The sequence below is a fragment of the Haloprofundus marisrubri genome (genome assembly GCF_001469955.1).
In the GTDB taxonomy this organism is placed as follows: Archaea; Halobacteriota; Halobacteria; order Halobacteriales; family Haloferacaceae; genus Haloprofundus; species Haloprofundus marisrubri.
This window is the reverse complement of sequence record NZ_LOPU01000018.1, coordinates 394,001-405,299: the sequence shown is the minus strand read 5'-3', so window position 1 is coordinate 405,299 and position 11,299 is coordinate 394,001. Positions and strand designations below refer to the sequence as shown.

Genomic DNA, 11,299 nt, shown 5'->3' with positions numbered 1-11,299 from the left:
CGCGCTCAGGTCACGAATCTAACGGAGATTGTCGTCTGCCGGACGACGACACGGTCGACACCCTCGCAGACGCCGGTCCCCGGTCCGTCGCTTTGCCACCCATCTGCTTGCTCGAAGTACTGCGTCCAGCTATCCTGCCGAGGCGACGTGGCTTCGACGGTCACGCCCGCGTCACTGAGGTTCGTCTGCGGGAACAGCAGTTGCGACGACTGATGGCGCATCTCGATACGGACCGTGTCGCCTCGGACGCTCGATGGGCCGCGGGCGCGCACGCGAACGAGTGAAACCACGGCGGCGTCGTCGCTACATCGAAGCGACGGTGACGACGAGAGCGCCGACGAGTCGCCACCGGAGCGGATGACGGCCCCGCTCTCGTAGGCGACGTTCGTCCCGTCGAGGCGGTAGACGAGCGCGTTCGTCTGATATGTCTCCTCGTACGTGGTCGACGCGTTCGAGTAGCGGACCCGGAAGGAGACGCCGTCGGAGATGCCGATGGTCCCACGGTCGACGGTGAGTTCCGCAGAGCGGGCCGGACTGCGACCCCGGTCGACCTCGTCCATGGCGTCGGCGACGGCCACCATCCCGCGTTCGGCGTTGTTGCCCGCCTCCGCGTCGCGGAAGTCGACGAGTGCGCCGACGCCGAACGTCGTGACGACGCCCACGGAGGTGACGACGATAGCGAAGATGAGAACGAACCCCACCACGTCGCTCATGGCTCGGGAGTCGCTCATTCGTCGCTCACCTCCCGCACCACGAGGGCGCTCAGTTTCGCGTTGTCGACGTCGGTGTCGAACTCGACGTTCAACTCGCCGTCGGTGACCGTCACCGTCCGAGTCACCTCGTACGCCCGGTCGTGGCCGACTTCGGCGTGCACGTCGAGGTTGCTGACGACCTCGGTGCCTTCGAGTGCGACGTCGAACTGTCGGTCGCCGTCGCCGGTGTGGAAAATTTCGGCGAACTGGAGCGTGACTTCGTACGTCCCGTCGTCGACGGGGACGTCGTAGCCGAACTCGCCGTAGCGTTCGCTCCGATACAGTTCGTCGTCGGTCGTCCCCGAGATACCGTCGGTCGTCGTCGACACCGAACCCTCGGTGTTGCTGTCGGCGGCGTACGTGACGCCGTCGTCGGCGGTGTAGCTCCCACCGCCGGCGTTGATCGCGTACTCGACGCTTCCGTCGCTGCCGACTGGCGTCGTCGACGGCGTCAGCACGAACTGCGTCGCGTACCGGTCGCCGTCGACCTCGTAGCGAACGGTCACGCTGATGGGTTCGCCGGTCACGTCGGCGACGTTCTGGAACTCAGAGAGAACGACCGTCGCCGAACTCCCACTGCTCAGTTCGGGGTTCGCGCCCGTTCCGATAACGTCCGTTCCCGAGACGTCCCCACGAGGGTCGTCGAAGTCGACGACGAGGCCGCCGGCGGCGACATCGACGCCGCGGTCGTAGTCGACGTAGCCGTCTCGCTCGTCGGCGTCGACGATTATCTCGCTTCCGTACGACCCGGAGCCTTCGTCGAGTTCGTCGAGTGCGGGCGAGTCGGGGTCGACGAGCATCTCCGTCAGTTCGACTTCGTCGTCGTCGACGTCGTGGGTGTCCGCGTCGAACTGGTTCGTGAGCGAGAACTCGACGCCGCCGTCGTCGCCGTCGCCGTCGTGGTCGACCGCTTCGGCGTCACCCTCGTAGACGACTCCGGAGACGCTGACGCGCTTCGTGATGGTGTCGGTCGCGCCCTGGTCGTCGGTGATGGTCAGCGTCACGTCGTACTTGCCGGGGTCGTCGTAGGTGTGCGAGACGGTCGGCCCGCTCTCGTTCGGCGACCCGTCGCCGAAGTTCCACTCGTAGCTGTCGACCCGGCCGTCGAGGTCGTTCGTGTCGTTCTGGAACGCGATTTCCTCGCCGAGCGTCGGGACGCCGGGGTCGAAGGTGAATCCAGCAATCGGGTCGCGGTTTCGGGGGTCGACGGCGTCGCCGCTCGTCGACTCCGCGCGCACATCGCGGCCGACGCCGATGTTCGGTTGCACCGAGAGGTCGGTCCGACTCGCCGTACTGCTCACCGACTCAGTCCGCTCGGGTGAGAGCACCCACGCGTCACCGTCGCGCGTGAGCGTGAACGCCGTCTCGTTTTGGACCGGAACGCGAACCGAGACGTCGGAGGCGGGCGCTCGCAGATGGAGACAGGCGTCGGCCGACGGCGACGAACAGGTGTCACCGTTGCGGAGTTCGACGCGATAGTTTCCGCTTGCGACGCGTTGCTGTCTCTCGACGTGGACCGACATCTCGCCGCCGCCACGGCTGAGACTGTCGGTCTGTGCGACCTGCGCTGCGAGTCGGTTGCCGATGGTTTCGAGTTCGTCGTGTGTCGTTGCCCGACGCTGGTCGTCGAGATAGCCACCCGCACCGACCATCAGCCCGGAGACGAGGATTGCCAGAATCCCCAGCGCGAGTACGTAGTTGACCGTCACCGAGACGCCGCGTCGGTCCGCGATAAATTCGGCGTTCATCGTGCTGTATCGTAGATGGTAACGTTCTGTCTGGTTCGGTACTGGACGCCGTCGGAGAGGTAGCTCGCCGAAATATCGGCCTCCCAGACGGCGGGCGACGAACAGGGGTTGACTTTCGTCACGCGTGTGGCCTCACACGCCGGGTTCGACGACGGGCCGCCGTCGTGAACTATCGAGTACGTCCCGCGGACGTCGTCGCCGTCCTCGAACGAGATTTCGTACGGGCCGTCGAGCGCCTGCGTCGCGTTGAACGTGCAACTGCCGCCGAGCGAGCGGCCGTCGAGCACGTCGAGAAGCACTCTATCGTCGGCGGCGATACACTGCTGCTTAGGGGTGTCGTTCGCCGTGCCGGGCAAATCCGTTCGAACGTCGAGTGCGTCCACGGTCTGGCCGTTCGAGCGGTTCTTCTGAATGTGGAGTCTGGCCTCGTCGTCGTTCGCGTCGGTGACGACCACGGTCAGGTCGTCGTCGCCCTCGAAGCTCGACGTGTTGAGGTTGAGGACGAACCAGCCGACGGACCGTTTCGACGACATCGGCGCGTCGTCGAACGCACCGTCGTCGCGCTGGACGACGCGCGTTCCGGTCGCGTTGGCTCCGTGGTACGTGAGGTTCACCGCCGCGGGCCGTGTCGTCCCGTACGACTCCGCGAGCAGGTCGCCGTAGGTGGTGTAGTTGGCGGCGGCGCTGTCTCGAAGCGACGGTTCAGTCGAGTAGACGGAGCCGTGATTGACGTACAGCAACAGCGAGCGGGTGTTGCGTTCGACTTCGCGGTCGAACGTCGCCGCGGTGTGCTGTTCGTCGAGTCCGCCCCGCGAGACGGTGTCGGTCGTGATGGCCGCGTTGGCGACGACCACCATCCCGAGAACGATGAACGCGACGGCGACGCTGCCGATGAGGATGAGTTGGCCGCGGTCACGACTGGCGTCGCCGCCGTCTTTCGGGAGACGAAGACGGCTCACCATACGGTCAGTCGCACCTCCACGACGTTGTAGACGGGACTCTCGGGCGCGGCGTCCGCAATCGGGTAGAACCGCTCGGAGCCTGCGGGGTCGTCGTCGTACGATTCGAGTTTCTGCGTGCCGGCGGTTCTGGCTGTGAGCGTCATGTCGTCGTACAGTGTCACCGGGTGACTCGCGGAGACGGCGTCGGCGTTCGGCGACCCCATCCAGACGAGCACTTCTCGCTCTGTCTGCCGGGCGGTCGTCGCGTTTCGGTAGAACAGTTCGACGTTGTACGAGTAGCCCCGTGCGCCGAACGCCTGCCCGAGTGCGTCGCCGAACAGTTCGTTCGGCGCGCCCGCGGTGCCGTAGCCGACGGTTCTGTCGATGGCACCGGAGAACCGGCGTTCGTCGGGGTCCCAGTACCGGACGACGTACGAGAGGTCGCGACGCTCGCGGTCGGCGGTTGCGACGAGAACGTCGGTCGCTTCCTGCTGGAGTCGGTCGCGGGTCGCGCTGTCGGACTCGCCGTCCGCGCCGGGCGTGACGACGATAGACTGCGTGGCGAACAAGACGGCGGTAAGGATGACGATAGCGCCGACGAACCCTTCGAGCGTGAACGACTGCGCTCGGTCTCGGTCCGGACGCATCTCACCACACCCTCACCGTGAGGCGGTAGAGACGCCACTCGTCGTCGTGCTCCGGGAGGCGGAGTTCGACGAGACGCGTTGCGAGTGCCCCCGACTGATTTCGGTACTCGTCGCCGGTCGACGTCGTCGCCGCACTACTCACGGGCGACCCGTCCAACTGCTCGATGCTGACGTTCGCCTCGACGGTCGACTGGAGGCTGACGTTCTCGACGAGAACTCCGGACCCAGCGTTCGCCTCGAAGAACGCCTCACGCTCACTCTCGTTCAATCGAAGCGCGTAGCCGTCCCGAGAGAGGTCGGAGACGAGATACGTCGCCGTTCGCTCGGCCTGCTCGTTCACGCCGTCGTCGACGCTCGCGGTGAGCGGTGCGAGCGTCCCCGGAACGTACGCGAGCACGAACACGACGGTGAGCAGAAAGACGCTGACACCGATGGCGAAGTCCTGTGTCGTCTGCGCGCGTTCGTCGCGGGACGATGGCGTCGTTTCGCGCCGACTCATCCAACCACCACCCACACCGCCAGCGCGATGGTCTGGAGGACGACGACGTATTTGACGCCGGAGATGATGTCGGCGTCGCGGATGTAGCCGCTGATAAACGCCGACAGCACCGCCTGCAAGGTGACCGCGTGGAAGAACAGCACCGAGAGAACGTTGGTGTCGACGCCGCCGCCGAAGCTCATTCCGCCCGCACTCGTCTGTCCGCCGCCGCCCTGCGTGAGGCCGGACATCACGTCGAGGAACTGCGTCTTCAGGATGGCCATCACGGCCAACAGCGTGAGGTAGGTCATGATGATGATGACCACCTGCATCCGTGCACGGGACTTCCGCTCGCGGTCGATGTCGTCTTGGTTCTCGGAGGCTTGCGCCGCCGTCGTCAGAACTTCCGTAATCTGACTCGACGCTTCCTGTGCTTTGGTGATGAGTTTGACCGTCCGCGCCAGTCGGGGGATGTGGTACTTGTTGTTGAACTCGACGAGTGCCTCCTTGAGGCTCATCCCGTAGTGGACTTTCGCGTACATCACGTCGAACTCGTCGGCGAGTTTGCCCGACGAGGTGTCGGACACCGTCTTGACCGATTCGAGCAGTGTCTGGCCGGTGTCGTTGGCGCTCGAAAGCTTACGAAGGTTGTCGGAGAGTTTGCCGATGACGGCGTTGCGCGAGTAGACGTTCCACGTGTGGAACACGGCGAGGGGGACGGCGACGATGTAGGAGGGGATGTACCACCAGACGAAGGTGCCCCAGACTGGCTGTGAGACCATCCCGTCCCACGTCAGCGGCGCGACGCCGTTGGCCGCCGAGACGCCGATGACGACGGCCGCAACGGGGAGCGTGAATACGAGCGTAAAGAGCGGGTTGTCGCGGAAGAAGACGTGTGGCTGCTTCAGCAACTCCTTGGTCTTGAACGTCCCTTCGCGGTTCTTGACGCGGTCGAAAAGGCTGAACTCGCCGACGAAGCTCTCGACGAGGCCGAGGTGGACGAGGCCCTCCTTGTTCGTCTCGGTGAGTCGGTCGCTGCTGTCGGCCGGCGCGAGGTAGCCGTCGCCGACTTCGTCCTGTTTGACCGTCGAAACGAGAACCAGAAACCCGACACCGGTGAGCGGAATCAAGCCGTACACCGTCGCGTACAGCAGCATCTGGTCGGCGTTGCCGAGCATGCTCATGATGACGAGGATGATGATGAGCAACAGGGGAAACAGCGAGAGCGTCATGTACATCTCGCCGAACAGTTCCAGCGTTTCGAGCGTCAGTTCCTGTTGCTGTTTGGCGGTCCGCATGTGCTTGTCCTTCTTGTCGTCTAAGAACTGCTGCATGTTGCCGCCGGAGTTGACGATAGAGAGCATGTCGGTGAGAAACTGCGAGAGTTCGTCGCTCGGCGTCTCCATCGCCTGTTTCTGAATCGCGTTCCGGTAGTCGGTGCCGAAGTACTCGGTCTCTTGGACGATGCTTCGGAACTCCAAGGAAACCTCCCCGTAGGTGTCTTCGGCTTTGGCCATCGCCTCCAGAATCTCGAGTTGGTTCAGGCCACCCACCGACAGGGCGTACATGAAGGAGATGGAATCGGAGAGCAGCATGTCTATCTCGCGTTTACGCGCCGACGCGGTGGAGTACGGAATCGCCAGCAACGTGCCGAACCCGAGACTGAAGCCGATGGAACCGAACACAATTCCCGTGATACCGACCGCAGCGGGCATCTTCAGCGCGTTCAGCAGGTCGACGACTGCCGGGTTCGGGATACGTGCGCCGAGCGAGAGCATCTCCGTCGTGACGATGCCGAACTGGAACAGCGCGTAGCCGAGGAACGTCCCGACGAGCCACAGTGCGAGTCCGGCGAGCACGCCGACGGCGAGCGCCTGTGAGATGTACAGTTCGACGGTGGTCGTGACGCGCGCCTGCGCGAGTTTCTCCTCTACGTCGGCGACGAAGTCGCCGTCAGCGTCGAACAACCACGTGAAGAGCGGGTAGAACGCGTCGCCGAGCTTCTCGCCCGCGTCGGCGCTACCCGCGCCGCTGGACCCGGTATCGAGGCTCATTCGCCGCCCTCGTCGGCCGCCGCGGCGTCGCCGGTCGACCGGCCGAAGTCCCAGTCGTCGCCGACGTCGTCGCCGTCGGTCTGTCGTTCATCGTCGGTATCGATGTCGTCGTCGACGGTAGCGTCTGTGTCCGCGTCGACACCGACCGACTCCTCGCCGTACACGTCCGCGAAGTCGTCTGTCCCTACATCCTCGGACGACGAGCGGTCCTCGGTGTCGTGGTCGGGAGTGTCGTTCGCTGTTGTCTCGTCGTTCGCCGACGGGTCAGGCGTCGTCTCGCCGTCGGGGAGTGCGGGAACGTCGTCGGCAGCGTCTCCGTCGAGTTCCGGCTTCGAATCGCCGGCGTCGAGTTCGGGGTCGTCGCTGACCTCGTCGAGTGCCGGGCCGTCTGCCGTCGGCGACTCCTCGGGCGGCGTCGTCGACGTCGCCTCCACGTCCGGGGCGGGTTCGACACCCGAGAGCGCGTCGGCGACGCTACCGACGCGTGCGCCGCGGTACTGGTCGAACAGTTCCGCGTCGGCGCGTTCGAGAATCTCGCGGGCCTCCGCGAGTGTCTCCGCGTCGGGGTCCGGCCGGGGCACCATCTCCTCTTTCTCGGGGTCGATGTCGATGAGCACCGACTCCATCTCGCGGAGGTCTTCGAGGCTCTTTTCCAACTCGTCTTCGGCCATCAGCGTCAGGATGGTGTCGGGGTCGTTGATGAACGCCTGAAACGTCGCCGCGACCTGCGTGTAGGTGTTCAGGCCGCGTTCGATGAGGTACGCGAGGACGACCTGTCGCTTGAAAATCTCCGACTGGAGCGTCTCCTCGGACCACCCACGGTCGAACATGATTTCGTCCAAGGTGTTCGAGTCGCCCATGAGCAGGAACTCGTCGTCTTCGGCTTGCCACTGGTAGACGTCCTGAACGTTGATTTCGTCGTTCTCGGCGTCGTAGTGGTTGATTTCGGTGAGCGACTTGTTCCGGCGGACCTTGTTGCCCTGCACCCGCGTGGAGGTCTGAATCGACACCAAATCCAGCGCCGAGAACATCGTCTTCGAGACGTTGATGGGTTCGGTCGTAAAGCGCTTCAGGACCTCACCGACGGAGTCGGCGTGGAACGTCGTGTACGTCGTGTGCCCCGTCGACATGACCTGAAACAGTGTCCGACCTTCTTCGCCACGAATCTCGCCCATCACGATGTAGTCGGGCCGTTGTCGCAGTGCGGCCTCCAGCAGGTCGAACTCGTCGACGTCGCCGCCGTCGTCGTCGGAGAAAGACGGCCGAGTGACGCTCGCAATCCAGTTACGCTGCGGCAGTTCGACTTCGCGGGTGTCCTCGATGGAGACGATTTTCGTGTTCGAGGGGATGAAAAGCGAGACGGCGTTGAGGCTGGTGGTTTTCCCCGATGCCGTGCCGCCGGCGAAGATGAGCGACTTGTGGTTCTCGATGCAGAGCCACAGAAACGCCATCTCGTCGAGCGAAAAAGTGTGCCAGCAGATGAGGTCGATGGGCGTGAACGGAACGTCCTTGAACTGTCGGATGGTGTAGTTCGTCCCGTGGTCGGACACTTCCTTGCCGAGCGTCAGTTGCGCACGCGACCCGTCGGGCAACGTAGCGTCGACCTGTGGCCGGCGTTTCGAGATACCCTTGCCCGAGCGTTGGGCGAGTTTGACGACGAAGTCGTCCAACTCGGTTTCGTCGTGGTAGACGTTCGTGATTATCTGCTCGTAGTCGCCGTGGTAGACGAACACCGGTGAGTTGTAGCCGTCGCAGGAGATGTCCTCGACGTTGATGTCGTGTTTGATGCCGTCGATTCGCTCGTAGCCGATGAAATCCCGGGTGAGGAGATGGAGCAGTTTCTCGACTTGGTACTCCGAGAGGTCGGCGCCGTCGTCGGCCAACACCGCGGGTTCGGGCCGGGCGGCGATGCCGTCGAGTTCGGCCGTCTCGCGTTCGAGCGGTCGGTAGCCGAGCAAGCGAACGAGTTTGCCCGCGACACCCTCGTCGTCGCCGGCGATGCCGAGTCGGTCCGCGAGCGTGTTCGCAAACGGTTCGACCTGTTCTCTGCTGTAGAGGTCGTAGCGCTCCAGTAACTCGTACGTCTGATTCTCGATGACGCTGCGTCGATGCCCATCGCCGCCGACTACCTCGTCGTCGGCGTACTTGATGGCCGTCCGGAGTTTGCCCGTCAGATACTCCTTCAGTTCCGTCTCCAGACGGTTCATGTACGGTTGGACGAGGTAGTACTTGTCCTCGTTCTCCTTCGTGGAGTGGAAGATGACGACGAACGCGTACGGTTCGTTCACCCAGTAGCGCTCTATCTCCTCGAAGTGCGTCTTCTTCGGCATCGGAACGGCCTTTTCGAGGTCGTAGCGGTTGGCGACCGTCGTCGTGCCCGCGTCCGTCGAGAAGAACTCGTCCTCGTCGAAGTCTTCGCGGATGTTTACCGTTCGCTCGTCGATGAGTTCCTCTAACTCGTCGGCGCGGTCGCTCAGATGCGAGATGGTGTTCTCGATACCGTCGGGGTCGTGACCCAACGCGTCGACGGGGTCGAACCGCTCTATCTCGCCGTCGGCGTCGCGCGGGCGACTCCCGTCTTCGTCGTAGTAGTACTCGCGTTTGTAATGTTCCCAGATGTACTCGTCTTTGACGACCGGCGTCGTCTCGGGGTCGCAAAAGTCCTCGAATATCTCGTGAAGCGTCTCGGCGTTGCCGCCGGCGAGTCCCACCCGCGAGTCGATGTCGTCGGGGTGAAAGCCCAGAAACGAGACGGGGTCGAGCGGGATTCGGTCCCAGTCCGCGCCCATCGGTTTCGTCTGTACGTCCTCCTCGTCCTCCCAGCGCTCGGTGCCCGGTGCGGGTCGAAGTCCTCGATAGAGGTCGTCGGCCGCCCCCAGCGGCCCGTACTCGTCGAGATACTCCGCCCACGTGTACTCCCCCACGGCGGCCGGGCGACGCGCCTCGGAGTCCGACGTGCCTTCGGTGGCGTCGTCGAACTGCCCTGAGTCCGAGTCGACTGCGTCGTCGATAGCCATTGGGAGTGAGTTGTGTTCATTATTGAAAAGTCCTTCTCCCGAATTAATCCTCAAATAGTTTGGACTAATTGAGTGTATTCTGTAGTGTCTGTTTTGTTGAATGGCGTCTTCAACCGCTCTACACCGCCTGAGACAGCCTTTCGACGAATGCAACCCCGTTCACCGAAGCAGACCCATACTCGAACAGATGTGAAACGAGAGTGTAGCGTGATGAAACTGAGCGATAAATCGAACGCCGAGATAGGAAACAGGCCGAAGACAGTGACAACCCGTCGTCTTGGTGTGAGAGATACTCTCGAAACAACGTTTCGAGTCACAGCAGAGACACGAGCGTGAGAGAATCGGAACCTCGGCTGGACGTACTCACTTCGCTGCACGCGACCTCCCTGATTCGAACCCCACACGCGTCGCTCTCCGGTCTCACTCCGTTCGACACGAAGAGCGGACGTGGCGGGATTCGAACCCACGATCTAGAGGTTAGGAACCTCTCGCCCTATCCGCTAGGCCACACGCCCCGGCGCAGGTATGGAGCCGTCGCTAAAAAGCGTGCGCTTCGGTGGTTGAAAATGATGCCCGACGAGTCGGGCAGAACGGTTAGTTGCTGCTCTGCTCGGTCGCTTCGTTGTTCGTCTGCGTCGACGTGGTCGACGAAGACGTCGAGGTGGTCGTCGTGCTCTCGGTGGAGTCATCGGAGCTCTCCATCTGCTGGAGTTCGTCCTCGATTTCCTCGCGTCCTTTCTTGAACTCACCCATCGCCTGTCCGGTCGAACGCGCGAGCTTCGGCAGCTTGTTCGCGCCGAACAACAGGACGATGATGAGGAGGATGATGAGCATCTCGGGCCCCCCCGGAAGCGCCCCGAACAGTGGTATTGCGGTGTCGAACATCTCTACTCCTGCTTAACTCTGTGGCGGTTATAGGCTTTTTGCTCAGGAAATCCACCCTATCCGATGACAGGAACCCGCCGACGAACGGCGTCTCGGTCCCCAGCAACGACGATTACGACATCGGCTACTCGCAAAACTGCGACCGAACCGGCCACCGATTTCGATAACCCCGGCGGAGTGCCGCAAGCACAAGGGTCATTCCCATCAGTCACTTTCGGCGACTATGGTCGACGTAGGAGACGACGCCCCTGACTTCACCGTGCCGCTGGCCGATGGCGACGTCGGTTCGTTCACGCTCTCGGAGCGACTCGACGAAGCACCGCTGGTTCTGGCGTTCTTCCCGGCGGCGTTCACGGGCACGTGCACGAACGAGATGCAGACGTTCCGCGACAAAATCGCGGCGTTCGAGTCAGTTGACGCCACCGTCTACGGCCTCAGCATCGACACGCCGTTCGCACTCAACGAGTTCCGCCGACAGAACGAGTTGAACTTCCCGCTTCTCAGCGATACGAACCGCGCCGTCGTCGATAAGTACGACATTTCGATGGACTTCGCCTCCCTCGGCGTCGACAACGTCGCCAAACGCGCCGTCTTCGTCGTCGGCAGCGACGGCACGGTGACGTACAAGTGGGTGAGCGACGACCCCGGCATCGAACCGAACTACGAGGACGTCCGGGCGGCGGCCGCCGACGCCGGCGGTGCCGCGGACTGAGCGTCGAACCCGGACTTTTCTGAGAGTGCTCGTGAGAGCACCGACAGAACTCGCCGAACGCAAGT

General features: G+C 63.3%; 9 protein-coding genes and 1 tRNA gene. 1 reads left to right on the top strand and 9 read right to left on the bottom strand.

Annotated elements, in window-relative coordinates; all coding sequences use genetic code 11:
* Positions 1–5: 5 nt before the first annotated feature.
* From AUR64_RS07775 to AUR64_RS07735, 9 genes are all read right to left on the bottom strand, one after another.
* Positions 6–731, bottom strand: coding sequence for a DUF7289 family protein (locus AUR64_RS07775; protein WP_155120549.1), 726 nt, complete (start codon positions 729–731; stop codon positions 6–8).
* Positions 728–2,500, bottom strand: a complete 1,773-nt coding sequence (locus tag AUR64_RS07770) for a DUF7266 family protein (protein WP_058581359.1) — start codon at positions 2,498–2,500, stop codon at positions 728–730. Before AUR64_RS07770 ends, AUR64_RS07775 begins: the two co-directional genes overlap by 4 nt.
* Entirely contained in the window at positions 2,497–3,462 is a 966-nt protein-coding gene (locus tag AUR64_RS07765; RefSeq protein ID WP_058581358.1) for a hypothetical protein, read from the bottom strand. Before AUR64_RS07765 ends, AUR64_RS07770 begins: the two co-directional genes overlap by 4 nt.
* Positions 3,456–4,088: a DUF7288 family protein gene (locus AUR64_RS07760; RefSeq protein ID WP_058581357.1), complete on the bottom strand. Its 633-nt coding sequence runs from the start codon at positions 4,086–4,088 to the stop codon at positions 3,456–3,458. The genes AUR64_RS07765 and AUR64_RS07760 overlap by 7 nt, the downstream gene beginning before the upstream one ends.
* A gap of 1 nt (position 4,089) precedes the next feature.
* Positions 4,090–4,587 (bottom strand): DUF7287 family protein, encoded by a 498-nt coding sequence (locus AUR64_RS07755; protein ID WP_155120548.1) that lies wholly within the window; start codon positions 4,585–4,587, stop codon positions 4,090–4,092.
* A complete protein-coding gene (locus AUR64_RS07750; protein ID WP_058581355.1) occupies positions 4,584–6,620 on the bottom strand; it encodes a type II secretion system F family protein in 2,037 nt (678 codons plus the stop codon). The genes AUR64_RS07755 and AUR64_RS07750 overlap by 4 nt, the downstream gene beginning before the upstream one ends.
* Entirely contained in the window at positions 6,617–9,637 is a 3,021-nt protein-coding gene (locus tag AUR64_RS20010; protein WP_082230659.1) for a type II/IV secretion system ATPase subunit, read from the bottom strand. Before AUR64_RS20010 ends, AUR64_RS07750 begins: the two co-directional genes overlap by 4 nt.
* Positions 9,638–10,079: 442 nt before the next feature.
* A tRNA-Arg gene (locus AUR64_RS07740) sits at positions 10,080–10,152 on the bottom strand.
* Positions 10,153–10,231: 79 nt separating this feature from the next.
* On the bottom strand, positions 10,232–10,522 hold the full coding sequence (locus tag AUR64_RS07735) for a Sec-independent protein translocase subunit TatA/TatB (protein WP_058581354.1): 291 nt from the start codon (positions 10,520–10,522) through the stop codon (positions 10,232–10,234).
* Positions 10,523–10,745: 223 nt separating this feature from the next.
* Here AUR64_RS07735 and AUR64_RS07730 point away from each other — a divergent pair, with 223 nt between their 5' ends.
* Positions 10,746–11,234 carry a redoxin domain-containing protein gene (locus tag AUR64_RS07730; RefSeq protein ID WP_058581353.1) on the top strand — a complete coding sequence of 163 codons (489 nt, stop codon included), beginning with the start codon at positions 10,746–10,748 and terminating at the stop codon, positions 11,232–11,234.
* The last annotated feature ends 65 nt before the right edge of the window (positions 11,235–11,299 follow it).

Bases quoted from the DNA above. Each gene is read 5' to 3' on its own strand.
- AUR64_RS07775 (WP_155120549.1), bottom strand. From the start codon at position 731: ATGAGCGACTCCCGAGCCATGAGCGACGTGGTGGGGTTCGTTCTCATC.
- AUR64_RS07770 (WP_058581359.1), bottom strand. From the start codon at position 2,500: ATGAACGCCGAATTTATCGCGGACCGACGCGGCGTCTCGGTGACGGTC.
- AUR64_RS07755 (WP_155120548.1), bottom strand. From the start codon at position 4,587: ATGAGTCGGCGCGAAACGACGCCATCGTCCCGCGACGAACGCGCGCAG.
- AUR64_RS20010 (WP_082230659.1), bottom strand. From the start codon at position 9,637: ATGGCTATCGACGACGCAGTCGACTCGGACTCAGGGCAGTTCGACGAC.
- AUR64_RS07760 (WP_058581357.1), bottom strand. From the start codon at position 4,088: ATGCGTCCGGACCGAGACCGAGCGCAGTCGTTCACGCTCGAAGGGTTC.
- AUR64_RS07765 (WP_058581358.1), bottom strand. From the start codon at position 3,462: ATGGTGAGCCGTCTTCGTCTCCCGAAAGACGGCGGCGACGCCAGTCGT.
- AUR64_RS07730 (WP_058581353.1), top strand. From the start codon at position 10,746: ATGGTCGACGTAGGAGACGACGCCCCTGACTTCACCGTGCCGCTGGCC.
- AUR64_RS07735 (WP_058581354.1), bottom strand. From the start codon at position 10,522: ATGTTCGACACCGCAATACCACTGTTCGGGGCGCTTCCGGGGGGGCCC.
- AUR64_RS07750 (WP_058581355.1), bottom strand. From the start codon at position 6,620: ATGAGCCTCGATACCGGGTCCAGCGGCGCGGGTAGCGCCGACGCGGGC.